The sequence below is a fragment of the Amycolatopsis sp. cg5 genome, assembly GCF_041346955.1.
Taxonomy (GTDB): Bacteria; Actinomycetota; Actinomycetes; order Mycobacteriales; family Pseudonocardiaceae; genus Amycolatopsis.
The window spans coordinates 799,817-825,084 of record NZ_CP166849.1 but is presented as its reverse complement, the minus strand read 5'-3'; the positions used below and the strand labels follow the sequence as shown (position 1 = coordinate 825,084).

At 69.6% G+C, this 25,268-nt stretch carries 26 protein-coding genes; 17 read left to right on the top strand and 9 right to left on the bottom strand.

Features of this window, described 5'->3' with window-relative positions:
- Window positions 1-23: 23 nt before the first annotated feature.
- Window positions 24-698 carry a lysophospholipid acyltransferase family protein gene (locus AB5J62_RS04180; RefSeq protein WP_370946787.1) on the top strand — a complete coding sequence of 225 codons (675 nt, stop codon included), beginning with the start codon at window positions 24-26 and terminating at the stop codon, window positions 696-698.
- 171 nt (window positions 699-869) lie between these two features.
- Here AB5J62_RS04180 and AB5J62_RS04175 read toward each other — a convergent pair whose 3' ends face one another.
- From AB5J62_RS04175 to AB5J62_RS04165, 3 genes are all read right to left on the bottom strand, one after another.
- Window positions 870-1,439 (bottom strand): TIGR00730 family Rossman fold protein, encoded by a 570-nt coding sequence (locus AB5J62_RS04175; RefSeq protein ID WP_370950176.1) that lies wholly within the window; start codon window positions 1,437-1,439, stop codon window positions 870-872.
- Window positions 1,439-2,212, bottom strand: coding sequence for a TIGR00730 family Rossman fold protein (locus tag AB5J62_RS04170; protein WP_370946786.1), 774 nt, complete (start codon window positions 2,210-2,212; stop codon window positions 1,439-1,441). Before AB5J62_RS04170 ends, AB5J62_RS04175 begins: the two co-directional genes overlap by 1 nt.
- Before the next feature lie 64 nt (window positions 2,213-2,276).
- Window positions 2,277-4,079: a glycoside hydrolase family 9 protein gene (locus AB5J62_RS04165; RefSeq protein ID WP_370946785.1), complete on the bottom strand. Its 1,803-nt coding sequence runs from the start codon at window positions 4,077-4,079 to the stop codon at window positions 2,277-2,279.
- A gap of 222 nt (window positions 4,080-4,301) precedes the next feature.
- Between AB5J62_RS04165 and AB5J62_RS04160 the strand changes: the two genes are divergently transcribed.
- The 5 genes from AB5J62_RS04160 to AB5J62_RS04140 all read left to right on the top strand — a co-directional run bounded on the left by AB5J62_RS04160 (window position 4,302) and on the right by AB5J62_RS04140 (window position 11,670).
- Window positions 4,302-5,609 (top strand): helix-turn-helix domain-containing protein, encoded by a 1,308-nt coding sequence (locus AB5J62_RS04160; protein ID WP_370946784.1) that lies wholly within the window; start codon window positions 4,302-4,304, stop codon window positions 5,607-5,609.
- A gap of 286 nt (window positions 5,610-5,895) precedes the next feature.
- Complete coding sequence (locus AB5J62_RS04155) at window positions 5,896-8,163, top strand: M4 family metallopeptidase (protein WP_370946783.1); 2,268 nt, start codon at window positions 5,896-5,898, stop codon at window positions 8,161-8,163.
- Window positions 8,164-8,243: 80 nt separating this feature from the next.
- The gene (locus AB5J62_RS04150; RefSeq protein WP_370946782.1) at window positions 8,244-9,839 is read left to right on the top strand and encodes a M28 family peptidase; all 1,596 of its coding nucleotides are present in this window, start codon (window positions 8,244-8,246) and stop codon (window positions 9,837-9,839) included.
- Between the two features lie 16 nt (window positions 9,840-9,855).
- Window positions 9,856-11,100, top strand: coding sequence for a helix-turn-helix domain-containing protein (locus AB5J62_RS04145; protein WP_370946781.1), 1,245 nt, complete (start codon window positions 9,856-9,858; stop codon window positions 11,098-11,100).
- Window positions 11,101-11,112: 12 nt separating this feature from the next.
- Window positions 11,113-11,670 carry a suppressor of fused domain protein gene (locus AB5J62_RS04140; RefSeq protein ID WP_370946780.1) on the top strand — a complete coding sequence of 186 codons (558 nt, stop codon included), beginning with the start codon at window positions 11,113-11,115 and terminating at the stop codon, window positions 11,668-11,670.
- Window positions 11,671-11,702: 32 nt separating this feature from the next.
- Here the strand turns inward: AB5J62_RS04140 and dapE are convergent, their stop codons facing one another.
- Window positions 11,703-12,782 (bottom strand): succinyl-diaminopimelate desuccinylase, encoded by a 1,080-nt coding sequence (gene dapE, locus AB5J62_RS04135; protein WP_370946779.1) that lies wholly within the window; start codon window positions 12,780-12,782, stop codon window positions 11,703-11,705.
- A gap of 46 nt (window positions 12,783-12,828) precedes the next feature.
- On the opposite strand from dapE, the gene AB5J62_RS04130 reads away from it, so the two are divergent.
- From AB5J62_RS04130 to AB5J62_RS04120, 3 genes are all read left to right on the top strand, one after another.
- Window positions 12,829-13,239 (top strand): hypothetical protein, encoded by a 411-nt coding sequence (locus tag AB5J62_RS04130; protein WP_370946778.1) that lies wholly within the window; start codon window positions 12,829-12,831, stop codon window positions 13,237-13,239.
- A gap of 1 nt (window position 13,240) precedes the next feature.
- Window positions 13,241-14,218 (top strand): 2,3,4,5-tetrahydropyridine-2,6-dicarboxylate N-succinyltransferase, encoded by a 978-nt coding sequence (gene dapD, locus AB5J62_RS04125; protein WP_370950175.1) that lies wholly within the window; start codon window positions 13,241-13,243, stop codon window positions 14,216-14,218.
- A 93-nt stretch (window positions 14,219-14,311) separates the two neighbouring features.
- Window positions 14,312-15,289 (top strand): CHAD domain-containing protein, encoded by a 978-nt coding sequence (locus AB5J62_RS04120; RefSeq protein WP_370946776.1) that lies wholly within the window; start codon window positions 14,312-14,314, stop codon window positions 15,287-15,289.
- A 135-nt stretch (window positions 15,290-15,424) separates the two neighbouring features.
- Here AB5J62_RS04120 and AB5J62_RS04115 read toward each other — a convergent pair whose 3' ends face one another.
- A complete protein-coding gene (locus AB5J62_RS04115; RefSeq protein WP_370946775.1) occupies window positions 15,425-16,783 on the bottom strand; it encodes an FAD-dependent monooxygenase in 1,359 nt (452 codons plus the stop codon).
- Between the two features lie 71 nt (window positions 16,784-16,854).
- On the opposite strand from AB5J62_RS04115, the gene AB5J62_RS04110 reads away from it, so the two are divergent.
- Window positions 16,855-17,469: a TetR family transcriptional regulator gene (locus AB5J62_RS04110; protein WP_370946774.1), complete on the top strand. Its 615-nt coding sequence runs from the start codon at window positions 16,855-16,857 to the stop codon at window positions 17,467-17,469.
- Between the two features lie 169 nt (window positions 17,470-17,638).
- On the opposite strand, the gene dapC is transcribed toward AB5J62_RS04110, so the two are convergent.
- The 3 genes from dapC to AB5J62_RS04095 all read right to left on the bottom strand — a co-directional run bounded on the left by dapC (window position 17,639) and on the right by AB5J62_RS04095 (window position 19,348).
- On the bottom strand, window positions 17,639-18,724 hold the full coding sequence (gene dapC, locus AB5J62_RS04105) for a succinyldiaminopimelate transaminase (RefSeq protein WP_370946773.1): 1,086 nt from the start codon (window positions 18,722-18,724) through the stop codon (window positions 17,639-17,641).
- Window positions 18,721-19,041: a ferredoxin gene (gene fdxA, locus AB5J62_RS04100; protein WP_091294130.1), complete on the bottom strand. Its 321-nt coding sequence runs from the start codon at window positions 19,039-19,041 to the stop codon at window positions 18,721-18,723. The genes dapC and fdxA overlap by 4 nt, the downstream gene beginning before the upstream one ends.
- Before the next feature lie 118 nt (window positions 19,042-19,159).
- Window positions 19,160-19,348, bottom strand: a complete 189-nt coding sequence (locus tag AB5J62_RS04095) for a hypothetical protein (RefSeq protein WP_370946772.1) — start codon at window positions 19,346-19,348, stop codon at window positions 19,160-19,162.
- A 35-nt stretch (window positions 19,349-19,383) separates the two neighbouring features.
- On the opposite strand from AB5J62_RS04095, the gene AB5J62_RS04090 reads away from it, so the two are divergent.
- From AB5J62_RS04090 to AB5J62_RS04060, 7 genes are all read left to right on the top strand, one after another.
- Complete coding sequence (locus AB5J62_RS04090; protein WP_370946771.1) at window positions 19,384-20,088, top strand: GNAT family N-acetyltransferase; 705 nt, start codon at window positions 19,384-19,386, stop codon at window positions 20,086-20,088.
- Between the two features lie 172 nt (window positions 20,089-20,260).
- Window positions 20,261-21,223: a 2-phospho-L-lactate transferase gene (gene cofD, locus AB5J62_RS04085; protein WP_370946770.1), complete on the top strand. Its 963-nt coding sequence runs from the start codon at window positions 20,261-20,263 to the stop codon at window positions 21,221-21,223.
- Window positions 21,216-22,553, top strand: a complete 1,338-nt coding sequence (locus AB5J62_RS04080) for a coenzyme F420-0:L-glutamate ligase (RefSeq protein ID WP_370946769.1) — start codon at window positions 21,216-21,218, stop codon at window positions 22,551-22,553. Before cofD ends, AB5J62_RS04080 begins: the two co-directional genes overlap by 8 nt.
- Complete coding sequence (locus AB5J62_RS04075; RefSeq protein WP_370946768.1) at window positions 22,550-23,086, top strand: NUDIX hydrolase; 537 nt, start codon at window positions 22,550-22,552, stop codon at window positions 23,084-23,086. Before AB5J62_RS04080 ends, AB5J62_RS04075 begins: the two co-directional genes overlap by 4 nt.
- 31 nt (window positions 23,087-23,117) lie before the next feature.
- The gene (locus AB5J62_RS04070) at window positions 23,118-23,624 is read left to right on the top strand and encodes a hypothetical protein (RefSeq protein ID WP_370946767.1); all 507 of its coding nucleotides are present in this window, start codon (window positions 23,118-23,120) and stop codon (window positions 23,622-23,624) included.
- A gap of 4 nt (window positions 23,625-23,628) precedes the next feature.
- Window positions 23,629-23,988: a GntR family transcriptional regulator gene (locus tag AB5J62_RS04065; RefSeq protein ID WP_370946766.1), complete on the top strand. Its 360-nt coding sequence runs from the start codon at window positions 23,629-23,631 to the stop codon at window positions 23,986-23,988.
- A 25-nt stretch (window positions 23,989-24,013) separates the two neighbouring features.
- Window positions 24,014-24,289, top strand: a complete 276-nt coding sequence (locus AB5J62_RS04060; RefSeq protein WP_370946765.1) for a hypothetical protein — start codon at window positions 24,014-24,016, stop codon at window positions 24,287-24,289.
- Between the two features lie 80 nt (window positions 24,290-24,369).
- On the opposite strand, the gene AB5J62_RS04055 is transcribed toward AB5J62_RS04060, so the two are convergent.
- Complete coding sequence (locus AB5J62_RS04055; protein ID WP_370946764.1) at window positions 24,370-25,266, bottom strand: DNA-3-methyladenine glycosylase; 897 nt, start codon at window positions 25,264-25,266, stop codon at window positions 24,370-24,372.
- Window positions 25,267-25,268 lie beyond the last annotated feature (2 nt).

Sequence of the window (25,268 nt, the reverse complement as noted above, 5' to 3'; positions counted from 1 at the left end):
CAGGAACCGTCCCAGGAGGAGTTTTGCTGCAAGCCTTGGTCCGATTCGCGCTGGCACCGCTGGCTCGGACGATCTACCGGCCCACCGTCATCGGCGCCGAGAACATCCCGCTCACCGGGCCGGTGATCTTCGCCGCGAACCACCGCGCGGCACTCGACACCGGCGTCATCGCGCTCACCGCGCCGCGGCCGGTCAGCTTCCTCGGCAAGGCTGAATACTTCACCGGCACCGGCCTCAAAGGCCGCGCGATGGCCTCGTTCCTGACCGGCCTCGGCTACGTCCCCGTCGAACGCGGCAACGCGCAAGCCGGCCTCGCCGCGCTCGAAGCCGCACGCAAGGTCCTCGACGGCGGCGGCGCGTTCGGCATCTACCCCGAAGGCACCCGCTCACTCGACGGCCGCCTCCACCGCGGCCACACCGGCGTCGGCGCGCTCGCGCTGGCCACCGGCGCCTTGGTGATCCCGGTCGGCATCACCGGCACCGAGGGCCTGCAGCCACGCGGCGAGCGCATCCCCCGCCGCGCCCGCGTCACCGTCCGCTTCGGCGAGCCCATGGACTTCGCCCGCTACGACGGCATGGACGCCTCGCCCGCCATCCGCCGGGCCGTCACCGACGAGATCATGTACACGATCCTGACCCTCTCGAACCAGGAATACGTGGACAAGTACCACAAACGCCCCAATCAGGACGCCGCCTGACCCCTCGGTCCGGGTAAAAAAATCCCAATGCGTCTTTCGGTCCCTGGTGGGTGCCGAAAGACGCATTGGGGACCTGACACGGACCGAAAGACGCATTCGGGACCTACCAGGGACCGAACGACGCATTCGGGACCTGACACGGACCCAAAGACGCATTCGGGACCTACCAGGTCAGGGGGACCAGGTGGGTTTGGGTGGGGGTTCGTAGGTGGCGAAGGCGTCGAGCAGGACCGCGGGGTCGGGGTCGACCAGGATGAAGTCGCGGTGGGCTGGCCGGAGGAAGCCTTCGGTGACCATGTGGTCGACGAAGGTGCGGAGGGGCGCGTAGTAGCCGGCCACGTCGACGAGGCCGAGTGGTTTCGTGTGGAGGCCGAGCTGGGCCCAGGTCCAGATCTCGAACAGTTCCTCGAGGGTGCCGGCGCCGCCGGGCAGTGCGAGGAAGCCGTCGGACAGTGCCGCCATCTTGGCCTTGCGTTCGTGCATGTCGGCTACGACGTGCAGTTCGGTCAGGCCGGCGTGGGAGATCTCGACCGAGCTGAGTGCCTCGGGGATCACGCCGATCACCTCGCCGCCCGCGGCCAGCGCGGCGTCCGCGACGACACCCATGGTGCCGACGCTCGCGCCGCCGTAGACCAGGCCGATGCCGCGGGACGCCAGCAGCGTGCCGAGTGCGGCCGCGGCCGCGGCGTACTCCGGCGAGTTGCCCATCGACGAGCCGCAGAACACGCAGATCCGGCGCATCAGTGTGAGTCTTCCCAAGCCTGGAAGGACTCCTTGACCACGCGGACCGCGTCGTCGATGTCGTCGGTGATGTGCAGCAGGTCGAGGTCCTTCTCGCTGATCTTGCCCTCGGCGAGCAGGGTCTTCGCGATCCAGTCGTAGAGGCCGCCCCAGTACTCGCTGCCGAACAGCACGACCGGGAACTTGGTGACCTTCTTGGTCTGCACGAGCGTCAGCGCCTCGAACAGCTCGTCGAGGGTGCCGAAGCCGCCCGGCAGGCAGATGAACGCCTGCGAGTACTTGATGAACATCGTCTTGCGCACGAAGAAGTAGCGGAAGTTGACGCCCAGGTCGACCCAGCGGTTCAGGCCCTGCTCGAACGGCAATTCGATGCCGAGGCCGATGGACATGCCGCCCGCCTCGGCGGCGCCGCGGTTGACCGCCTCCATCGCGCCGGGGCCGCCGCCGGTGATGGCCGCGAAGCCCTCGCTGGCCAGCGCCGCGCCGATCTTGCGGCCGAGTTCGTACTCCGGGTGGTCACGCGGGGTGCGGGCGGAGCCGAACACGGTCACCGCGCGCGGGACCTCGGCGAGCGCGCCGAAGCCTTCGACGAACTCGGCCTGGATGCGCAGCACCCGCCACGGGTCGGTGTGCACCCAGTCGCTGGGGCCGCGGGTGTCGAGCAGCCGCTGGTCGGTGGTGCCTTCGTCGCGCTGGTCACGCCGCTGCACGACGGGGCCCTTGTGCCGCTCCGGCGGGTTCTCCGGGTAACGGTCTGTTGTCTGATCACTCACCCGACCAGAGTAGGACTCGTGAGTGTTCCGGACGGTTAGAACCGCCCGGAACACTCACGACCCCTTAGTTGCGGCCCGCCAGCGAGAAGGCGAGGAGCGCGGTCGACGTGAAGTCGATGGCAGGTTCGTTCGTCTGCCACGCGATGACCGAGTCCATGTAGCGCGAGGCCGCGCTGTCGAACTTCTCGTAAGGCTTGGTGCAGGCCTTCGAGCCCTCAGGCAGCGGCTCGTTTGAGAAGAGCTCAGTGCCGTTAGGACCGTTGACGACCGCGCCGTAGAGCAGCTTGCTCGGGATCAGGTTGGCGATCTGGTGGTGCGGGCACTGCGGCCAGGTGGTGCCGATGCCGACCACCAGCGAGACACCCCACGCGTTCGCGCCGAGCGTGAAGTTCCGTTGCTGGACACCGAAAGCGTCGTACTTGGAGTCACCGGTGACCCGCTTGTAGAGCCGGGCGGTGGCGGCGAAGCCGTAGCTCTTGCTCGCCGCGTCGAAGGTGGTGATCTCCACGGCCGTGCGGAACGGGCTCTTCGCGGCGACCGCGACACCGGAGTCGAGCTGACGGCGCAGGTCGGCGGCGAGGTCCTTCTCCGTCACCTTGGCGCCGGACAGCCCCTTCTTGAGGATTCCGGCCAGGTCGGCGTGCGCGAGCGCGCTCGTGTCGTAGAGGTTCAGCGTGGACTTGTCGCCGCCCGCGATGTACTCCTTCGCCCACTGGGTCGCGGTGCGCGCGTAGTCGTCGGCCTTGCTGTCTCCGAGCTTCTTCGCGGCCAGCGCGAGCTGGGTCGCGCCGAGCTCCATGTCGTCGTGCCAGGAGTCCTCGGGGTAGTAAGCGTGCGGGAACGCGGAGACGAGCTCGCCGACGTCGGTGGTCTTGGCCTGCGCGAAGATCGAGGAGGCCTCGGCGAAGTACTTCTTGGCCTTCGCCGGGTCACGGTCGGCCTGCACCTGCGCGCCGAGCGCGAACGCGGCGGCCACGCGGCCCGCCAGGTTCGGGCTGATCTTCGCGCCCGCCGCGTTGGCCGCGAACACCGGGCGGTACTTCACGTAGTACTTGGCGTCGCCGGGCTTGACGTTCAGCGCGTCGTCGTCCTGCGGCAGCCGCCAGACGTCGTGGTCGCCGAGGAAACCGAACTGCTCACTGCCGGTGCCGATGCCGACCTGGGCGTAGAGCGTCTTCGACTTCTCGTCCCACATCTTGTCGAGCCACTTGAGGCCGAAGCAGACCTCGTCGGCGAGCGCGGAGTCGTACTTCTCACGCAGCACGAAACCCATCTCCGCCAACGAATACGCCGAGTTCGAGGTGAACTTCACGTAGTCGCCCGCGTCCGCCCAGCCGCCTTCGACGTCGAGCTTGGCGCCGGTGGGCTTCAGCGGCTCGAGGATCTCGTCACCCTCGTCGCCGCCGAACTTCGGCTCGGCGTAGACCGCGCCGTTCGCGTCGTCGAGGTGCGAAGGCTTGCGGCCCAGCCTGCCGGGGATGACGTTCTTGCCGTCGCGCTGCGCCTGGAAGAACTCGTTGTTCGCGCGGACCAGCGGGTCGAACAGGTTGCCCGTGGTGTCGACGCGGAACTGCGGCGAGGTCGCCTTGTTCTTGCCGCTGACCTCGATCTTGTACTTGCCTGGCGTCTTCAGCGCGGTCAGGTCGAGCTGGTAGACGGCCTGGTACTTGGTGCTCCAGGAGCCGAGGCTGCTCCCGGTCTTGCCGCTGAGCACCTTGGTGCCCCTGTCGTTGAAGACCGTGTACGACGACGTGCCTGCGGCGCCGATCAAATAAGCGTATTTCGCTTCGGTGATGCCATAGCCGACTTGGTCGACTCGTACCTCACCCGCCGTAGCGGCTTCAGCGGGCGCAACAGCGACCGCCAAACCGGCTACAAGAAGGGAGGAAATTACCCCAATTGACCGAAATCGGTAACGAAGCATGGGCGGACTTCCCTATTAATAGTTAAGAAAGTTTCCTATTTCGGCTGAGGAACCTAGCTGTCGTATGCACGACCGTCAATATGTCCGTTTCGCACCCCGCGCCAGTGGATCTTGTTAGTCACCAACGGTTCTGCCCGGGGCGCCGAAATGATCTACGGTGTATCGATGACCGGAGAATCGCTGGGCGCGCGCATTCGACGGTTACGCATCGCACACGGCTGGACGCAGCGGGAGCTGGCAGAGCCGAGATATGACCGCGGTTTTCTCGCCAAGGTCGAAGCGGGCACCAGAGCCCCTTCGGAAGAAGTGCTCGACTATTTGGCCCAACGGCTCGACCTGACCGCCGACGAGCTCAGATTCGGCAGGCCGTCCGGCATCGCCGACGCGTTGTGGACCGAACTGGCGGACGCCTACCGCGCGCTCCAGCAAGGACGCGTCGCCGAAGCCGACGCGATCTTCGCCGACACCGCGAAGCGCGCGATCGCCTACAAACTTCCGGATGTCGAGTGCTACGCCCGATTCTGCCGCGCCGAGGTGCTGTGGCAGGGCTACGACATCGAGGGCTCGAAGGCCGCCTTCGAGCATGCCGCCCGGCTCGGCGAGAGCGCACCGTCGTGGTTGCGCGCGATGATCACGCATCGCTGGGTCACCTGCGAATACCTGCTCGGCGCCGCCGGTGCGGCCGTCGCGCACGCCGAGGCCGCGCTCGCCGAGGTCCGCGCGGTCACCCCGGTCGACCCGGACGCCGAACTCGCGCTGCTGAGCGCGCTGATCCATCCGCTGGTCGAAATGGGCGGGCTGCGCCGCGCCCGGCGCGCGGCCGAGGACGGCAGGCTGGCCGCGGCCTTGGCAGCCCGCCCCGACTTCATCGCGCGCTATCACCGGCAGGCCGCCCAGCTGTGGCAGGCGGTCGGGCTCGGCGACCGCGCCGACGACGACCTCACCGAAGCGCTGCGCCTGTTCACCTCGCTCGGCTACGACCGCGACGCGGCCCGGTGCCGCTGGGCACGGGGATTCCTCTTGCGCCGCATGGATCGACTACCCGAGGCGCGCGCCGAACTGGCGGCCGCGCGCGATCTGCTGGCCGCCGCGGGCTCTCGCGAAGGCATCCTCGGCGCGACGATCGAGCTCGCCGAGGTCCGCCGCCGCCAAGGCGCGCTCGACGAGGCCGAGACGTTGATCGAAGACATCCGGCCGCTGCTCGACGCCTCGCCGGACGTCGAAGCGGCAGGCGAGGTGCACCGGCTGCTGGGACTCATCGCGCACGCCCGAGACGATCTTCCTCGCGCCACAACGCTTCTGCGGCTCGCCGCCGACGAACAGGAGCGCGCGTCATTGCGCAGCTCGCTTGTCAACACGTCTCTCCATCTGGGAGACGTGTTGCGCGCACAGGGATTGCTCGTCGACGCCGTCCACGCCTACCGGCGGGGCGTGCTCGCCGCGGTGGACAGCGATTCGGATGTAGTTGGATAAAACCATACGAAAGTAGCGATGCGTGCATGTCGGCGTGAAAACCCTTGCTGTTCAAGGGAATGTGTACGCAAGTTAAGGGGCCGGTAAGGCCTCGCTAGGCCATTCGGCGCATTGACGGTCTACCACACAGATTCTTTACTCAGGTGTGTCCGGCGTCATAACACCAGTTATGCACGCGGACACGTCTGGTCCCCGCACACCGTGCCCCCCGCCCGGCCGATGGCGCCCCATCCCTACTTCGTCGTGCCCGGAAGACGCACGGTTCTGCCTCCCTGGAAGGAAACAGATGACTCCTCAGCGAGGGCTTCGTACAGGCCTGGCGGCCATCGCCGGCCTGGCCCTTTCACTCGCGGTGCCGGTGAACCCGGCAAGCGCGACAGTCACCGCTCAGCCGGCGAGCCCCGAACTCGCCGCTGCCAGCGCGGCCGACCAGGCCGCCGCGGCCGGTGTCGACCAGCTGAGCAAGGGCGCCGACGAGGCGTTCCGCCGCCTCGGGGTCACCCCCGGTGGCGCCGGCCTCTTCTACGCCTCCTACGAGCGCACCTACCGTGGCCTGCAGGTCATCGGCGGCGACGCCGTCGTCGTGGCCGACGGCGCGGGCCGGGTTCGCGGCACCGCGGCCGCCGAGACCGCCCCGATCACCGTGAGCACCAGCCCGGCGGTCACCGCAGACAAGGCGACCCAGATCGCGCGCGGCCAGCTGTCCAAGGTGGACAGTGTCGCCTCGCCGAAGCTGGTCGTGCTGGCCGGTTCCACGCCGAAGCTGGCCTACGAGGTCGTCGTCGCGGGCAAGAAGGAAGCGGCGCCGAGCAACCTGCATGTGTTCGTCGACGGCGCCACCGGCGCGGTCCTCGACACGCGTGACGATGTCAAGGCGGACAACGACTTCGTGCCGCAGTCGGCCAAGGTCGCGCAGAACACCGCGACCATCCAGGGCGCGGGCAACAGCTACTACGTCGGCAACGTCACCATCGACACGACGAACTCCGGCGGCACCTACTCGATGAAGGACCCTGGGCGCAGCGGCATCAGCTGTGCCAAGGAGAACGGCTCCGTCTACACCGGACCGGACGACAACTGGGGCAACGGCAGCGGCACCGACCTCGAAACCGGTTGTGTCGACGTGCTCTTCTCGGTGCAGACCGAGTGGAAGATGCTCAACGACTGGCTGGGCCGCAACGGCATCAACGGCAACGGCGGCGGCTTCCCGGCCTACGTCGGCCTGAACGACGTCAACGCGTACTGGAACGGTTCCTCGACCCACTTCGGGCACTCGCAGGACAACAAGCGCCAGGCCACCAACATGGACGTCGTCGGCCACGAGTTCGGCCACGGCATCTTCCAGAACACCCCGGGTGGCGCGGGTTCCGGCAACGAGAACGGCGGCCTCAACGAGTCCACCGGTGACATCTTCGGCGCGCTCACCGAGCACTACGCGAACAACCCGAAGGACACCCCCGACTACGAGGTCGGCGAGCTGCTGAACCTCGTCGGCAGCGGCCCGATCCGCTACATGTACCAGCCGAACAAGGTCTCGGGTCACCCGAACTGCTACACCTCGTCGATCCCGAGCACCGAGGTGCACGCCGCCGCCGGTCCGCAGAACCACTGGTTCTACCTGCTCGCCGAGGGTTCGGCCCCGTCCGGCAAGCCCGCCAGCCCGACCTGCAACAACTCGTCGGTCACCGGCATCGGCATCCAGAAGGCAGGCAAGATCTTCTACAACGGCCTGCTGAAGAAGACCTCCGGCTGGAACCACAAGGCCGCCCGCAAGGCGACCCTCGAAGCGGCCATCGCGTTGTACCCCGGTTCCTGCACCGAGTTCAACGCCACCAAGGCGGCGTGGGACGCGGTCAGCGTCACCACCGTGGCGGGCGAGCCGACCAGCTGTGGCGGCCCGGCGCAGAACGACTACTCCATCGCCACCTCCCCGAACTCGGGCAGCGTGACGGCGGGCGGTTCGGCCACCACCACGGTCAGCACCTCGGTCACCTCGGGCAACGCCCAGTCCGTCGCGCTGTCGGCGACCGGCCTGCCCGCCGGCGCGACCGCGACGTTCAGCCCGGCCACCATCCAGTCCGGCGGCCAGTCCACGCTGACCATCGCCACCTCGGCCTCGACCCCGAACGGCACCAGCACCATCACCGTCAACGGTGACGGCGCCGACGCGGACCACTCAGCGCAGTACACGCTGACCGTCGGCACCACCGGGACGCGCACGTTCACCAACGGCACCGACTACCCGATCAACGACTTCGGCACGGTCAACTCCCCCGTGTCGTCGACCGCTTCGGGCAACGCGGTCTCGCCGGTGAAGCTCTCGATCACCGCCTCGCACACCTGCGCCGAGGACCTTCGGATCCAGCTGAAGGCGCCGGACGGCAGCGTCTACTCGGTCAAGCCGACCGGGTTCTCCCCCTGCACCCAGTTCGGCACCCGCACCTACTCGGTCGCGGTGACCAACGAGGTCGCGGCGGGCACCTGGACCCTCGTGGTCTACGACGCCTACTCGCAGGACACCGGAACGCTCGACAGCTGGACCATCACGGTCTAGTTCACCCCTGAAGTCGAGTCCTCTTGAGACGGCCCCGGGTGGCGATCCCACCCGGGGCCCTTTTCCTGGAAGGAAAACCCATGAAACTCGGTTTACGGCTGCGCGCGAGCGTGACGGCCTTCGCCGGGCTCGCACTCGTCTTCGGCGCGGTCACCGTGCCCGCCGAGGCGACGACCAACGCGGCGCCGGACATCTCGCTGGCGAACGTCAAGGCGCACCTGAACGCACTGCAGACGATCGCGAACCAGAACGGCGGCAACCGCGCCGCGTCCGGTGGCGGCTACGCGGCTTCAGTGTCCTATGTGGAGGGCAAGCTCAAGGAGGCCGGGTACACCGTCACCCGGCAGACCTGCACCAGCTGCGCCGGGCAGAGCCAGAACCTGATCGCGGAATGGCCGCAGGGCGACGCGAACCAGGTCATCATGCTCGGGTCCCATTTGGACAGTGTGAGCGCCGGTCCCGGCATCAACGACAACGGTTCCGGCTCGGCCGCCGACCTCGAAGTCGCGCTGACGCTGGCCAGGACCAACCCGTCGATGGCCAAGCGCGTGCGCTTCGGCTGGTGGGCCGACGAGGAGTCGGGCCTGCGCGGCTCGAAGTTCTACGTGAACAGCCTGTCCTCGGCCGAGCGCGCGAAGATCAAGACCTACCTGAACTTCGACATGATCGCGTCGAAGAACTGGGGTCACTTCGTCTATGACGACGTGGCCTCGATCAAGGCCGTCTTCGACGAGTACTTCTCGTCGATCGGCATCCAGACCGAGGGCGACAGCGAAGGCGACGGCCGTTCCGACCACGCCTCGTTCAAGGCCGTCGGCATCCCGGTCGGCGGGCTCGCCACCGGCGCCGGTGACATCAAGACCTCCTCGCAGGCCCAGAAGTGGGGCGGCACGGCCGGTCAGCCGTACGACTCGTGCTACCACCGCGCGTGTGACACCACCGCCGCCGTCGCGGACGTCCCGATGGACCGCAACAGCGACGCGATCGCCTACGCGCTCTGGAAGCTGGCTGTCGGCGCACTGGTCGGCAACGACTACTCGGTATCGCTCTCGCCGACGTCGGGCACCGTCCAACCCGGACAGTCCGCGCAGGTTTCCTTGTCCACCAACGTGACTTCGGGTTCGGCGCAGTCGGTCTCGCTGTCCGCCTCCGGCCTGCCCTCGGGTGCGACGGCGTCGTTCAGCCCGGCGACCATCCAGTCGGGTGGCTCGTCGACGCTGACCATCGCCACCTCGGCCTCGACCCCGAACGGCACCAGCACGATCACGGTGAACGCGGACGGCGCCGACGCCGACCACTCGGCGACGTACACGCTGACCGTGGGCACCTCGAGCACGCGGACGTTCACCAACGACACCGACTACCCGATCAACGACTTCGGCACCGTCAACTCGCCGGTCTCGTCGACGGCTTCGGGCAACGCGGTCTCCCCGGTGAAGCTCTCGATCACCGCCTCGCACACCTGCTCGGAAGACCTTCGGATCCAGCTGAAGGCGCCGGACGGCAGCGTCTACTCGGTCAAGCCGACCGGATTCTCGCCGTGCACCCAGTTCGGCACGCGCACCTACTCGGTGCCGGTGACGAACGAAGTCGCTTCCGGTAGCTGGACTCTGGTGGTTTATGACGCATACTCGCAGGACACGGGTGTGCTGAGCAGCTGGACCATCACGGTCTAGGTTTTTCGGAGGTGGCGTGACGGCGGAGGAGGTCGGCGCGCGTCTGCGCAGGCTGCGTGCGGAACGCGGCCTGACGCAGCGGGCGCTGGCGGAACCGCACTACACCGCCGCCTACGTGTCCTCTGTGGAGACCGGAGCGCGCACGCCGTCCGGCGACGCGCTCCGGCACTTCGCCGAGCAGCTCGGCATCGAAGCGGACGAGCTGCTCGGCGGAACCTCCCCGCGTGACGTGGTCAGGCTCGACCTCGACCTGGCTTTGGCCGCGGGAGACTTACTCGACGGCGTCGACGCTTCGTCCCGTCTGCGCCGCATCGCCCGCCGCGCCGAGCGCATGGGCAGGCGCCGCCAAGCCGGTCTGGCCTGGCTCTGGCTGGCCCGGTTCACCTCGGGCGACGCGCGCGCGAAGCTCGTCACGGCCGCTGAAAGCGCGTTCACCTCGGATGTCCCGCCTTATCGCGGCCTGGTGGTGCCGCTGCGCGCGGCCGTGCTGACCGAATGGGGCGAGCCGCACTACGCGATGCATCTGCTCCAGACCTGCCACGACGAGCTGATACGTGACGGCTACCCGCATCCCTTGCTGCTGCTGACTTTGCGCGCGCACCTCGCCGAAGGCCACCTGCGGCTGGGCAACCTCGCGCAAGCCGCGCCGTTCGCCGACGACGCGCTGCGGCTCGCGCGCGGGCGCGACGACGTGCTCAAGGAGCTCATCGCGTACCAGCTCGACCTGTGCCGGTCGCTGCTGGCTGACGAGCACTTCACCGACGCGGCGGCCGCCGTCGCCATCGCCCATGACCTCCAGCACGAACGCGCGCTGCGACCGTCGATCGCCCGGTGCCTCCTGGTCCGCGCCCGGGTTCGGCCGTCCGGCGCGCTCGCCGACCTCCTCGCGGCACGTGAGGCGACCGCACCCTGCGACACCCGCGCGATCACACTCGAACTCGCCGAGGTGAGCAGGCGCGAAGGCAGGCTGGACGACGCGCTGGCGTTCCTGTCGGAGATCACGGTCGGCGACGGCGACCCGCTCGCGGCCGCGGTCCGCTACCAGATCGGCGCGCTCGCGGTCTCGCGCGGCGACGCGTCGTCCGCGGAAGCCGAGCTCTCACAGGCGATCGACCTGGCGACCCGGCTGGACGCGCGCGACGTGCTGGTCCGGTCGCTCGACCACGCGGGCACACTGCTGATGTCACAAGGTCGTCTGCCTGAGGCCGCCGACCTCCTGCGCGAAGGCCTCCTCAAACTCGGCGCGGCCGAAGACTCGTGAATCATGGGCCGTATGAGTGATCTCGTGTCGCACCTGGAAGCCCGGCTCGGTCCGATCCGCGGTGGCTGGCGCGATGACATCGACCCCGAGAGTGGCCTGCAGGTCGCGCGGTTCGCGGACGACCTGCCGTTCGCCGGGGTGACGACGCTGGTCACGCTCGGCCTGTCGAACTCCCATCTCGAAGGCGGGCATCAGGAATTGCTGATGCACCTGCCGGTGAGCATGGGGAACATGGGCCCCGCGCTGCTCGACTTCGCCCGCAAACTGAAGGCGAGCGGCCGGGTGCTGGCGCGCGGCGAGTACGTCCGCCTCGGCGAAGGTTTCCTGGGCACCGGCGAGATGTCCGGGCTGCTCGCGTACGGCCCGGTGTACCTGCCGGACGGCTTCGGCACCTGCGAGGTCGGCGATCACCCGGTCGTCATCGCCTGGCTGATCCCGATCACGCCCGCCGAGGAACGCTTCGTCGACACCCATGGCTGGCGCGCGCTCGAAGAGGCCTTCGAGGCCGAGGACCCCGACCTCACCGACCCCGCTCGCCCCTCTGTTTCCGCAGCTCACGCGAGGTCGTGAGTGGTATTGCCGGTTAGAACCGGCCGTACCACTCACGAGTCCTTGAGGAAGGCCTTCAATACCTGGGTGACCTGGCGGATCTCGCCGGCGCGGACGTTCTCCTGGCGGGTGTGCGCCAGCGTCGGGTCGCCGGGCCCGAAGTTCACCGCGGGCATCCCCATCGCCGCGAACCGCGCGACATCGGTCCAGCCCAGCTTCGCCACGGCCTCGCCACCGGCCGCCGCGACCAGCTCGGCGGCCGCGGGAGCGCTCAGTCCGGGCAGCGCGCCGGGCGAAAGGTCCACAACGGACACATCGAAACCGTCGAACACCTCGCGCAGGTGCTGCTCGGCCTGCTCGGCCGACCGGTCCGGCGCGAACCGGTGGTTGATCGTCAGCACGGCCTCGTCCGGCACGACGTTCCCGGCGACCCCGCCCGAAATCTTGGTCGCCTGCAAGCCTTCGCGATACGTCAAGCCGTCGATGTCGACGACACGAGCCTCGTAAGAAGCCAAGCGCCGCAACGGTTCCGCCAACGCGTGGATCGCGTTCGAGCCCATCCAAGCCCGCGCGGTGTGCGCACGCGCGCCTGTGCAGCGTAGGTCGATCCTCATGGTGCCCTGGCAACCGGCCTCGATCACCGCGTTCGACGGCTCGCCGACGATCGCGAGGTCGGCACGCAGCCACTCGGGCAGCTCGCGCTCGATGCGGCCGAGGCCGTTCTTCGTCGCTTCGACCTCTTCGTTGTCGTAGAAGATGAAGGTCAGGTCGTGCTTGGGCTCCAGCACGGTCGCGGCGAGGTGCAGGAAGACGGCGTCGCCGCCCTTCATGTCGACGGTGCCGAGGCCGTGCAGCACCTCGTCGTCACCGGCCCCCTCGCGGCGCAGCGGCAGGTTCTGGTTGACCGGCACGGTGTCCAGGTGCCCGGCGAAGATCACGCGGGACGGCTTGCCCAGCGAGGTGCGCGCGAGCACGGCGTCGCCGTTGCGGACGACCTCGAGGTGCGGCGCCTGCTTTTCGAGCGCGGCCTGCACGACCTCGGCGATGGCGGCCTCCTGGCCGGACTCGCTGAAGATGTCCACCAGCATCGCGGTGATCTCGACGGGGTCGGCGTGCAGATCCAGCTCAGGCATGCCCCGCACGGTATCTGGTCACCTGGCCAGGGCTACCGTGGCATGCGTGCGCAAGACCTTCGCCGTGATCGCCCTGCTGTTCCTGCTGACCGCCTGTGGCCGCGAGGCCGGGCCGAAGCCGAAGGCGCCCGCGCCGGAGCCGGGGCCCGACGCGCTGCCGACCAAGCTCACCGCGCTCAGCGTCGACCAGTGCTTCGTCGCGCCGAAGAGCGAGGCGCCGAAGGGCTGTGAGAAGTACGTCACCGAGGTGGGCAACACCACCGGCACGGTGCGCAAGCGCGTCCCGGAGGCCGGTTCGGCGGCGGACGCCGTCGACGCGGCCGTGAAGGTGTTCCGCACCAGCGCGTGCAAGACCGCGGCGGCCCCCGGCGGGGCCTGCACGCAGGCGCTGGTGGACATGGCGAGCGCGCTCGAGTCGGTGAAGACCACGGTGAACAAGCAGGCCACCACGGGTTAGCCTGTCCACCGTGAGCAACGCAGAAACGACCGGCGCGCGCGGCGTCGGACTGGCCACCGTCACCCCCGACGGCACCGTGCTGGACACCTGGTTCCCGCAGCCCAAGCTGACCGAGGCCGGCACTTCCGGCGTCGAGCGCCTGTCCGCCGAGGAAGCGGCCGAGATACTCGGCGACGCGGCCGTCGCGCTGCTCGGACCGGACACCGACCGCGGTGTCGAGGTCGTCGCGGTCCGCGTGACCATCGGCAGCCTGGCCGAGGCGCCCGCCGACGCGCACGACGTCTACCTGCGGCTGCACCTGCTCTCGCACCGGCTGGTCCAGCCGCACGGGCAGAACCTGGACGGCATCTTCGGCCTGCTGGCCAACGTCGTGTGGACCAACCACGGTCCCTGCCCGGTCGAGGGCTTCGAGGCCACCCGCCTGCGCCTGCGCGCGCGTGGCCAGGTCACCGTCTACAGCGTCGACAAGTTCCCCCGCATGGTCGACTACGTCGTCCCGGCCGGTGTCCGCATCGGCGACGCCGACCGCGCCCGCCTCGGCGCCCACCTGGCGACCGGCACCACCGTCATGCACGAGGGTTTCGTCAACTTCAACGCGGGCACGCTCGGCGCCTCGATGGTCGAAGGCCGCATCTCGGCGGGCGTGGTCGTCGGCGACGGCACCGACGTCGGCGGCGGCGCGTCGATCATGGGCACGCTGTCCGGCGGCGGCAAGGAGACCATCTCGATCGGCGAGCGCTGCCTGATCGGCGCCAACGGCGGCATCGGCATCTCGCTCGGCGACGACTCGGTCGTCGAAGCGGGCCTGTACGTCACGGCGGGCACGAAGGTCCACGTCGACGGCAAGGTCGTCAAGGCGCGTGAGCTGTCCGGCATCTCCGGCGCGGTCTTCCGCCGCAACTCCGCCACCGGCGCGGTCGAGGTCGTGCCGCGCGGCGGCGTCGGCATCGAGCTGAACGCGGCGCTGCACGCCAACTGAGCCGTTCCGAGGATCCGCGGCGGCCATGGCCGTCGCGGATCCGGCTTTGATCAAGGCCTGGCGCGGATGTCCGATTCACCTAATATTCATGTGGTGACCGCCGAAACGTTGCCCGCCAAGAAGCGGGCCCGCCGCCTGCCCAAGACGACGACGCCAGCCGAACTCGGCCTCGGCGATCACCCGGCGCGGCCGGGACCGGGTGATCCACCGGTCGACCACCTCCGCGCCCAGCTCGACGCCCAGATCCGCGAGCTCGTCGCCCGCGAACCCGGCACCCGCAGCGGCGCCGATCCCGAGGACCTGCATCAGATGCGGGTCGCGCTGCGGCGCATGCGCAGCACCCTGAAACTGTCCGGTGGCCTGCTCGGGCCCGAGGCCGAGACCGTGCGCGCCGAACTCGGCTGGCTGGGCCAGTCACTCGGCGAGGTCCGCGACTACGACGTCCTCATCGAGCACCTGCGCGAGGTCGTCGCCGAATTCGAGGCCCGCGACCAGCTGGCGGGCCGCGAACTCGTGTCGAAGTTCGTGGCCGAACGCGGCGTCGCCAAGCGCAAACTCACCCGCCTGCTCGGCACACCCCGCTACGCCGCACTGCTGGTGAGCGCCGCCCGGCTGATCACCGAACCCGCGACGCCCGTCGAGTCCACTGTGGAATCACCGCGCGCGGTGATCAGCCTCGACAAGCCCTACCGCAAGCTCGCGAAGGCCGTCGGCAAGCTCCCGCTCGATCCCCCCGACGACGACCTCCACGCGCTCCGCATCCACGGCAAACGTTTGCGCTACGCCGCCGAGCTCGCCCAGTCCGCAGCCAAGAAGAAGCAGGCCGCCAGGATCAAGCAGCTGATCAGCGCGACCAAGGACCTCCAGACCGTCCTCGGCGACCACCAGGACGCCGTCGTCGCGGCCGACCGCATGCGCGCCGCACTCGACACCCTCACCCCGCAGGCCGCCTTCATCGCTGGCCGCATCGCCGAACGCGAACTCACCCGCCGCACCCAGGCACGCGCCGACTGGCCCGCCGTCTGGACCAAGGTCGACACCACCGCCGCCCCGGTCCTCGCCGCCCCCTGACCCAGGAAAAAAATCCCAATGCGGCTTTCGTCAGCTTTTGAACCCCCAATGTGGCTTTCGTCAGGTTAGAGCTGACGAAAGCCACATTGGGGCGCCAGAACCTGACGAATGCCACATTGGGATTTTTTTAGGCCGCTAGGCGGTGGTTATGGGGCCTACGTAGCCGTCGGGCCGGATGCGGAAGCGGCCGGTTCCGTAGGCGGCCAAGGCGTGGCCGCCGAAGTCGGTGAACTCCTCGGCCCGCACGAGGACGCGGTCGGGTGAGATCACCAGGTCGGCCCACTCGGGGCCGCGGAACAGGTCGAAGAGGCGCACGGGTTTGCCGTTGGCGTCGGTCAGCGGGGCGTCGGGGGCGCGGTCGCCCGAGGTCAGCGGGCCGGGGGCCGGGCGGGAGTCCGAGGCGAGCGGGCCGCCGCGGTAGCCGATGCCGAGCTGGTGCGTCGACTCGTCGCGCTTGAAGGCGTCGGCCTCGCCGTCGACGTGCTTCTGGAGCAAGCCGGTCGACAGGCCGAGCACCTCGGACGCGACGGCCCGGCGCTCGGCCTCGTAGCTGTCGAGCAGCTCGGGTGCGCCGTCGGCCAGCTTCCAGCCCAGGTTGTAGGCGTCTTGGACGCCCGTGTTCAGGCCCTGGCCGCCGGTCGGCGGGTGCACATGCGCGGCGTCGCCCGCGAGGAAGATCCGGCCGACGCGGAAGCGCTCGGCGAGCCGGATGTTCGGCCGCCAGATCGTCGACCAGGCCAGGTCGTGCATGCGCAGCGAACGGCCGGAGTGCTTGTCCAGCAACGCTTGCAGCCGTTCGAGGGACGGCGTCGGCTCGTCGAGCGGCGCGCCGAACTGGAAGTAGTCGCCACCGGGCAACGGGGTCAGCGCGATGCCGTCGTGCATGGCGCCGGTCGAGAACCAGTAGCCGTAGTCGTGGTCGAGTCCGTCGACCTTCACGTCGCCGAGCAGCATCCGGATCGACTCGTCGGTCGTGCCCTCGAACGCGATGCCCAGCGTCTTGCGCACGAAGCTGCGCCCGCCGTCCGCGCCGACGAGGTAGTCGACGCGCACGGTCTCGCCGGGCAGCGAGACGTCGACGCCGGAAGCGTCCTGCGAGAAGCCGATGACCCCGGTGTTCAGCTCGACGCGCACGCCGAACTCCGCGAGCCGCGCGCGCAGGATCGCCTCGGTGTCGTTCTGCGCCAGCACCCACGGGTTCGGGTACGGCAGATCCGGCGTCGGCTCTTTCAGCTCGCTCATCCGCCTGACCGCGACCAGCTCGCCGTTCGCGTACGCCCGCATCTCGGACTGGTTCGCGCCGGCGGAAAGCACCGCGTCGAGCACACCCAGGTCCTCGAAAACCTCCAGCGTGCGGGGCTGGATGCCGTCGCCGCGCGAGCCGGCGAGGTGGGCGGCAGCCTGGTCGACGACGCGAACGTCGACGCCGCGCCTGGCCAGATCGATGGCCAAGGTGAGTCCGGTCGGCCCGCCACCCGCGATGAGTACCCTCATGACTGAATCTCCATTCACTGAATTAAGATTCAGTTTGGCCACTGCTAGCGTCCCGTGTCAAGGAGGGGTGGATGAATCGCAAGGAGAAGGCCGCCGAAACCGAGCTGGCGCTCAAGGAAGCGGCCAAGCGGGTCTTCGCCGCACGTGGCTACCTGAACACGAAGATCACGGACATCACCGCCGAAGCCGGCCGCGCCGCGGGATCGTTCTACAACCACTTCTCAAGCAAGGAAGAGCTACTCGAAGCGCTGCTCGTCGACATGTTCGCCCAGGGCGACGAGCACGTCGCCGCCGACGACACGCACAGCGCCGACTTCACCGACCGCGCGGCGATCCGCTGGCACGTGGCGCAGCACTGGCACTTCTACCGCGAGCACCGCACGGAACTGGTCGCACTACGCCAGGCCGCGCTGGTCAACGAGGACTTCGCGCGACGGCTGCAGCGGCTCGTGACCGAGGGCAGCGACCACTTGCGCGACCATCTCGCCTACATCCCCCAGGCGGGCCTCACCCCGGCCGGGCCGACGGACCTGCTGGTCTCCGCGATCGCGAGCCTGCTCGACCAGTTCGCCTACACCTGGCTCGCCGCCGGCGGCGACGGCTCCGGCCGAGCACTCGGCGACGACGAGGCCATCGACACCCTGACCAGCCTGCTCCACCGCGGCCTGGCAGGCCAAACGCCCTGAAGCCCCACCCGCCCAGGTGCCGAAAGACGCATTGGGAACCTGCTACGGACCGAAAGACGCATTGGGGCCCCACCAGGGACCGAAGGACGCATTCGGGACGTGCCACGGACCGAAAGACGCATTCGGGACCCACGAGGGACCGAAGGACGCATTCGGGATATGGCGCGTTCTACGAGGTCAGGCGCTCCGCGGCCGTCGCGATGCGTTCATCGGTCGCGGTCAGCGCGATCCGCACGTGGTCACGCCCGGTCGGCCCGTAGAACGTGCCGGGCGCGGCGATGATGCCCCGATCGGCGAGCCACGAGATCGTCTTCCACGCGTCTTCGTCCCGAGTGGACCACAGGTACAGCCCGGCTTCGGAGTGGTCGACGCGGAATCCGCTGTCCTGCAACGCCTTGCGCAGCACCACGCGGCGGCGTTCGTACCGGCCACGCTGCTCGGCGAGCGCGTCGTCGTCGCGAAGCGCGGCGACCATGGCCTCCTGCACCGGCCGGGGCACGATCATCCCGGCGTGCTTGCGCACTTCCAGCAACCGCGCGACCAGCGTGGGGTCACCGGTGACGAACCCGGCGCGGTAGCTGGCCAGGTTCGCGGACTTCGACAGCGAGTGCACCGCCAGCAGCCCGTCCAACCGTCCACCGTGGACGGACGGGTGCAGCAGCGAGACGGGCTCGCTTTCCCAGCCCAGTGACAGGTAGCACTCGTCGGACACGACGATGACGCCGCGTTCCCGCGCCCACGAGACGACCTTGCGCAGGTGCTCGACCCCGAGCACCCGTCCGGTCGGGTTGGACGGCGAGTTCAGCCAGATCATGGCGGGCTTCTGCGGCCCGAGCGCCACGAGGCTGTCGGCGCGCAGCAGCGAAGCGCCTGCCAGCAGCACGCCGACCTCGTACGTCGGGTACGCGACCTCGGGGATGACGACCAGGTCGCCCGCGCCGAAGCCGAGCAGCCGCGGCAGCCACGCGACCAGCTCCTTGGAGCCGATCGTGGGCAGCACCGCGTCGGCCGAGACGCCCTCGATGCCGTGACGGCGCCGCAGCGCCTCGACCGCGGCTTCCCGCAGCGCGGGCGTGCCGTGCGTGGTCGGGTAGCCGGGGATCTCGGAGACCGAGGACAGCGCGTCCTGGATGCTGCGTGGCACCGGGTCGACGGGGGTGCCGACCGAGAGGTCGACGAGCCCGCCGGGGTGGGCGCTCGCGGTGGCCTTGTGCTCCGCGAGCGAATCCCACGGAAAATCGGGGAGCGAGATCATTCGCCCTGCGGGGGCAGCGCCTTGACGAAGGCGGGGTCGTGGGCGGTCTTGCCGACCTTGGACGCGCCGCCGGGCGAGCCGAGCTCGTTGAAGAAGTCGACGTTCGCCTTGGTGTAGTCGGCCCACTGGTCGGGGACGTCGTCCTCGTAGTAGATGGCCTCGACCGGGCAGACCGGCTCGCAGGCACCGCAGTCGACGCACTCGTCGGGGTGGATGTAGAGCATCCGCTCCCCCTCATAGATGCAGTCGACGGGGCACTCGTCGATGCACGCCTTGTCGAACACGTCGACGCAGGGCTCGGCGATCACGTAGGTCACGGGACACTCCTGCTTTTTTTCGTCTGGCCAGGTTCACATGCCGCGTCGGCGACATTACGCGGTCTCACCACGCTCCGGCTGGTGAGGCCACCCTTATCCGCCGCCGGGTTAACAGCGTTTATTCGGACTGCGCGCGGCGCTTCCGCTGGGGTGCGACACGGCTGTCGCCGGTGACGACGAAACGAGGTTTCGGCTTGTCAGCCGTGTCCTCGTCCCCCTGCTTCGCACCGACCGCACGATTGAACCCGGCCGAGATCTCCTTGACCAGATCTTCGTTGTGCCGATCGTCCTTGCGCGCGATGCTCATCGGTTCCTCCCGGGCGTCCTTGCCACAATCTAACCGTGAATCCCGCCGAAACGCTCGAAGTCGCCTGTACTGCCGCTTGGGACCCGCTGATCAGCGAATCTCTGGGCGAATGGCGGCTGCGCTGGGCCGCCGGGTTCACCGGACGGGCCAACAGCGCGCTCGCCGTCGGCGATCCCGGCGTGCCGATCTCGCTGGCACTGCGTCAGGTCTGTGACTTCGCCCACTCGCGCGACATCGAGCCCCGCGTGCACGCGATCAAGGACAGCACTACCGAAGAAGCACTGGCCGCGCACGGCTGGATACCGGACATCGAGTACGCGAACGGGCACGAGGTCACCGTCCTCACCGGGCCGCCGGGAGCCGGCGACGCCGCGCTCGTGCTGGACGAGCCGGCTCCCGCATGGTGGGAACTGACCACGGGTTCGGCCGAGCCGTCTCCCGCTCAGCGGCACGTGCTGGCCACGGGCAAGACGGGCTTCGGCATGTTCGGCGACTTCGCGGCCGTGCGCGGCGCGGTCACCGACGACATCGTGCTCGTCGGCAGGCTCGCGGTCCGGCCGTCGCACCGGCGCCAAGGCCATGCCGTCACGCTCATGAACGCGATCGGCGCGTGGGGAACGCGCCACGGCGCGGCCCGCTGTGTGCTGCAGGTCTCGGTGACGAACTCCGCCGCGCTCGCGCTCTACGCCGGGCTGGGCTTCACGGAGCACCATCGCTATCGGTATTGGATCCCGGCCTAGGGCGTGTCTCGAAATTCTGGTCGATGGGCTTCGTGATCCAGGTGGTTCCTGGTGGTGCCGCGGCTTCGCGCCTCGTACTGGACGTACTCGGGCGAAGCCGCGGTGCCGCCAGGGACCGCCTGGGCGCGAAGACCGCGATCAGAATTTCGAGACACGCCCTAGGATCGGACGGGTGAAGGTTGTCGTAGTTGTAGGCGGGGTCGGCGGGGCCCGATTCCTGCAGGGTCTGAAGGCCGCCGTTCCCGAAGCCGAGATCACCGCGCTGGTCAACACCGGCGACGACGTGTGGATGCACGGCCTGCGGATCTGCCCTGACCTGGACACCTGCATGTACACCCTCGGCGGCGGTATCGACACCGCGCGCGGCTGGGGGCACGCGGGCGAAACCTGGACGGTCAAAGAGGAACTGGCGGCGTACGGCGCCGAGCCGACCTGGTTCGGGCTCGGCGACAAGGACATCGCGACGCACCTGATCCGCTCGCGGATGCTGCGTGCCGGTTATCCGCTGTCCGCGGTGACCGAAGCGCTCTGCGACCGCTGGCAGCCCGGTGTCCGGCTGCTGCCGATGTCCGACGACCGGGTCGAGACGCACGTCGTCATCGACGACCCCGAGAACCCCGAGCAGCAGAAGGCGATCCACTTCCAGGAGTGGTGGGTGCGCTACCGCGCCGAGCCGGTCGCGCATTCGATCGTGCCGGTCGGCGCCGAAGAGGCGAAGCCGGGGCCCGGGGTGCTCGAGGCGATCGCCGAAGCCGACGCGGTGCTGTTCGCGCCGTCGAATCCGGTGGTCTCGGTCGGCTCCGTGCTGGCCGTGCCCGGCGTGCGCGACGCGCTGCGCGAGACCAAGGCGGGCGTCGTCGGCATCTCCCCGATCATCGGCGGGAAACCGTTGCGCGGCATGGCCGACGCCTGCATGACGGCGATTGGCGTGGAGACCTCCGCCGAGGCCGTCGGCCGTCACTACGGTTCCCGCGAAGCGGACGGCGTGCTCGACGGCTGGCTGGTCGCCGAGGGCGAGACCGTCGACGTGCCGGGTGTCGAGGTGCGTGCCGTGCCGCTGCTGATGTCCGATGTGGACGCTACGGCCGCCATGGCGCGGACCGCGCTCACGCTCGCTGGAGTGGAACTTGCCTGATCACGCCTCGCCCAAGCTGGAGATCCTGCCGGTCGACGGGCTGCCGGAGTTCCGTCCCGGCGACGATCTGACCGGCGCCATCGTGACCGCCGCGCGCTGGCTGCGCTCCGGCGACGTCGTGGTCGTCACCTCGAAGGTGGTGTCCAAAATAGAGGGACGGCTGATCACCGTGCCCGCCGATCCCGAGGCCAAGGAGGCGGCGCGGCGCAAGCTCGTCGACGAGGAGGCCGTGCGCGTCGTCGCCCAGTTCCGGCAGACGAAGATCACCGAAAACCGGCTCGGCATCGTGCAGGCGGCGTCCGGCGTCGACAACTCCAACGTCGCGGGCGGTGAGGTCGCGCTGCTGCCGTCCGACCCCGACGCGTCCGCGCTCGCGCTGCGCAACGGCCTGCGCGAGCGGCTCGGCGTCGAGGTCGCGGTGATCGTCACGGACACCATGGGCCGGGCCTGGCGGATCGGGCAGACCGACGCGGCCATCGGCGCTTCCGGCCTGCGCGTGCTGCACGCCTACGCCGGTGAGATCGACGGCCAGGGCAACGAGCTGGCGGTGACCGAGGTCGCCGTCGCCGACGAGCTGGCCGCGGCCGCCGACCTGGTCAAGGGCAAGCTCGGCGGCACACCGGTCGCGGTGATCCGCGGCCTGCGGCTGACCGACGACGGCTCGAACGCGCGCAAGCTGATCAGGCCGGTCGAGGAGGACCTGTTCCGCCTCGGCACCAACGAAGCCATCGCGCAGGGCCGCCGCGAGGCCGTGCCGCTGCGGCGCTCGGTCCGGCGGTTCAGCGACGAGCCCGTCGACCCCGAGGTGCTGCGCCGCGCCGTCGCCGCCGGGCTGACCGCGCCCGCGCCGCACCACACCCGGCCGGTGCGGTTCGTGTGGCTGCGCAGCGACGATGTCCGCACGAAGCTGCTGACCGCGATGCGCGAGTCGTGGCGCGCGGACCTGGTCGCGGACGGGTTCACCGACGAGCAGGTCGCCAAGCGGCTCAGCCGGGGCGACATCCTGTTCGACGCGCCGGAGGTGGTGGTGCCGTTCCTGGTGCCGGACGGCGCGCACGCGTATCCGGACGAGCGCAGGCTCGCCTGCGAGCGGACGATGTTCACCGTCGCGGGCGGCGCCGCCGTGCAGGGCCTGCTGATCGCGCTGGCCGCCGAGGGACTCGGCTCGTGCTGGATCGGATCGACCATCTTCGCCGCCGACCTCGTACGCGAAACGCTGGGGCTGGGCGAGGACTGGGCCCCGCTGGGCGCGGTCGCGATCGGCCACCCGGCCGAGGCCCCCGAGGCCAGGCCCGTCCGCCCCGCCGGCGAAGGGCTGCTGGAACTGTGACGCTGCACCAGGACGCGGTCTCCACTTTGGACAAGTGGCGGCCGACGCTGCCCAGCCAGGAGTCGCTGCGCCAAGCGTTCCTCGGTTTCCTGGCCGCGCGCGAGGACGCCTGCGCGCGGTCGTGCGAACCCGGCCACCTGACCGCGTCCGCGGTCGTGCTCGACGCGTCGGGCTCGCACGTGCTGCTCACCCTGCACCCGAGGGTCGGCCGCTGGCTGCAGCTCGGCGGCCATTGCGAGCCGGAGGACGTCTCGCTGGCCGCCGCGGCGCTGCGCGAGGCCCGCGAGGAGTCCGGAATGGACGGACTCGTGCTCGACCCGGTGCCGGTCCATCTCGACGTCCATCCGATCACCTGCTCGCTCGGCATACCGACGCGGCATTTCGACGTGCGCTTCGCGATCCGTGCCCCCGAGGGCGCAAAACCGGTCCTCAGTGACGAATCGGACGATTTGCAATGGTGGCCGGTCACCGGTTTGCCTGACGGATCAGACGATTTGACCGAACTGGTCCATTCGGCGGTCACCGCCGGTTAGGGTGACGACATCAGACAGAGGGGTACTTTCGATGTCGTCGTTCATGGGGCCGTCTCCCGCGCGCGTGCGGGTCCACACCAGTGGCAGCGGTGACGGATCAGGCTGGGTGGTCCTGATCATTCTGGGACTGATCGTCCTGGGCGTCATCATCTACTTCGTGGTCAAGGCCAACCAGGAGAAGAAGAAGCAGGGCTTCCCCCAGCAGAGCTTCCCCCCGGCCAACCCGAACTTCCCGCAGCCGCCACCGCAGGCCGGTTTCCCCCCGCCGCAGCCGGGCTTCCCGCCCGCCCAGCAGGGTTTCGACCAAGGTTTCCCGCCGCCGCAGCAGGGTTTCCCGCCGCCACAGCAGCCGGGATTCCCGCCGGCGCAGCCCGGCTTCCCACCGCCGGCCCAGCCCCAGCCCGCCTGGGGACAGCCGCCGTCGGGTGGTTTCCAGCAGCCGGCCTTCCCGCAGGGCCAGCAGCCGTACCCGCCGCAGCCGGGCACCTTGCCGTACCCCACCCCCGGTCAGCAGGGCCCGCCGCCGCAGGGTTGGTGACCCCGTGACCGTCAGCCTGGACGACAACTCGCCGGTCCCGCCTTACGAGCAGGTCCGGTCCTCGCTCGCGCGGCAGATCAGCGACCGCACCCTGCCCGTCGGCACGAAACTGCCGACCGTGCGCAAGCTCGCGGCCGACCTCGGCATCGCGCCGAACACGATCGCGCGCGCCTACCGCGAACTCGAAGAAGCCGGGCTCATCGAGACGCGGGGACGGGCGGGCAGCTTCGTCGGCGCGTCCGGCGACGAGAGCAAGCAGCGCGCCCGGCAGGCCGCCGCCGACTATGCGAGCATCACCCGCAAGCTCGGGATCGGCCACGCCGAGGCGCTCGCCATCGTCGCCGCGGCGCTGGAAAGCCAGTGATCCCGATTCGGATGGTGGGAGAGGCATGATCGGGGTCATTCAACTGCTGATCCTGCTGGCGGTGCTCGCCGGCGGCGCGGTCGCACTCGTACTGGTGCTCAAGAACAACAACAAGCCGAAGTACCCGCCGCAGCAGTACCCCGGCCACTACCCGCAGCAGGGCTACCCGCAGCAACCCGGCTACCCCCAGCAGCAGGGCTACCCGCAACAACCAGGGCACCCCCAGCAGCCTGGATACCCGCCGCAGCAACCACCCGGCCAGTACCCGCAGCAGCCCCCGCCGCCCCCGCAAGGCTGGTAGGCAAAAGGGCTCGTGAGCGTTCCGGGCGGTTAGAACCGCCCGCAACGCTCACGACCCCCCTGCGGGGTAAGGCGAGTGGGTTACATCGCGCGGTAGTCGCGTAGTTCGATGCGCGGGCCCCGGCGCGGCGCGGAGACGCCCGCGGCCATGAGGTAGCGGATGGCGCGCTGACGGTGCGGCGCGTAAGGGGCGAGCACGGCGTGCATGCCGCGGTCGTCGAGTTCGGTGCCGAGCAGCGCGTGGCCGACCAGAGTCGGGATGTTGTAGTCGCCGAAGCTGACCGCGTCCGGGTCGCCCCAGGCGCGCTGCGCGACCTCGGCGGCCGTCCAGACGCCGATGCCCGGCAGCTTCCGGAGCAGGGTTCTTCCTTCCACACCACGCAGTTCGGCGGCGCGTTCCAGTCCACTGGAGACCCGCGCGGCCCGGATCAGCGTGCCGCGCCGGGTGCTGTCCACACCGGCTCGATGCCACTTCCAGTCCACAATGGAGAGAACGGCCTTCGGGCTGGGCGGGACGCGCAGGCCCGCCGGGACGGGGCCGGGCGCCGGCTCGCCGAACCAGCGGCAGAGTTCCTTCCAGGAGCGGATGGCCTCCTTGCCAGCGACCTTCTGCTCGAGGATGGCGAGCACCAGGCTGTCCCAGACTCGCCCGGTCGAGCCGAGCCGCAGGCCGGGCATGCCGCGTCGCGCCTGGGCGATGATGTCGTGGTGGGCGACGAAGTCCCGTGGATCGTCGTCGGCGCCGAGCAAGGCGGGCAGGCCGTCGAGCAGCCGGTCCGCGCCGGGGCCCCAGGCCGCGGCCTCGATCTCGCCGTCGGCGCGGCGGCGCAGCGCGAGTGTGCCGCCGCCGTCGGGGGTGTTCGTCGCGTACCACCAGGTGCCTGCGGCGTCGCGAACCAGGTTCGGCGAGGAGGCGCCCCGGCGCAGTGGCGCCAGTACCCTCGCCAGGTCCAGTTCGTACGACGGCCGCCAGCGCATGG

Excerpts from the sequence above, each read along its gene's own strand:
- AB5J62_RS04115 (WP_370946775.1), bottom strand. The coding sequence starts at position 16,783 with ATGAGGGTACTCATCGCGGGTGGCGGGCCGACCGGACTCACCTTGGCC.
- AB5J62_RS04095 (WP_370946772.1), bottom strand. The coding sequence starts at position 19,348 with ATGAGCATCGCGCGCAAGGACGATCGGCACAACGAAGATCTGGTCAAG.
- AB5J62_RS04070 (WP_370946767.1), top strand. The coding sequence starts at position 23,118 with ATGTCGTCGTTCATGGGGCCGTCTCCCGCGCGCGTGCGGGTCCACACC.
- AB5J62_RS04160 (WP_370946784.1), top strand. The coding sequence starts at position 4,302 with ATGACCGGAGAATCGCTGGGCGCGCGCATTCGACGGTTACGCATCGCA.
- dapC (WP_370946773.1), bottom strand. The coding sequence starts at position 18,724 with ATGATCTCGCTCCCCGATTTTCCGTGGGATTCGCTCGCGGAGCACAAG.
- AB5J62_RS04140 (WP_370946780.1), top strand. The coding sequence starts at position 11,113 with ATGAGTGATCTCGTGTCGCACCTGGAAGCCCGGCTCGGTCCGATCCGC.
- AB5J62_RS04110 (WP_370946774.1), top strand. The coding sequence starts at position 16,855 with ATGAATCGCAAGGAGAAGGCCGCCGAAACCGAGCTGGCGCTCAAGGAA.
- AB5J62_RS04055 (WP_370946764.1), bottom strand. The coding sequence starts at position 25,266 with ATGCGCTGGCGGCCGTCGTACGAACTGGACCTGGCGAGGGTACTGGCG.
- AB5J62_RS04060 (WP_370946765.1), top strand. The coding sequence starts at position 24,014 with ATGATCGGGGTCATTCAACTGCTGATCCTGCTGGCGGTGCTCGCCGGC.
- dapE (WP_370946779.1), bottom strand. The coding sequence starts at position 12,782 with ATGCCTGAGCTGGATCTGCACGCCGACCCCGTCGAGATCACCGCGATG.
- AB5J62_RS04150 (WP_370946782.1), top strand. The coding sequence starts at position 8,244 with ATGAAACTCGGTTTACGGCTGCGCGCGAGCGTGACGGCCTTCGCCGGG.
- AB5J62_RS04175 (WP_370950176.1), bottom strand. The coding sequence starts at position 1,439 with ATGCGCCGGATCTGCGTGTTCTGCGGCTCGTCGATGGGCAACTCGCCG.
- AB5J62_RS04155 (WP_370946783.1), top strand. The coding sequence starts at position 5,896 with ATGACTCCTCAGCGAGGGCTTCGTACAGGCCTGGCGGCCATCGCCGGC.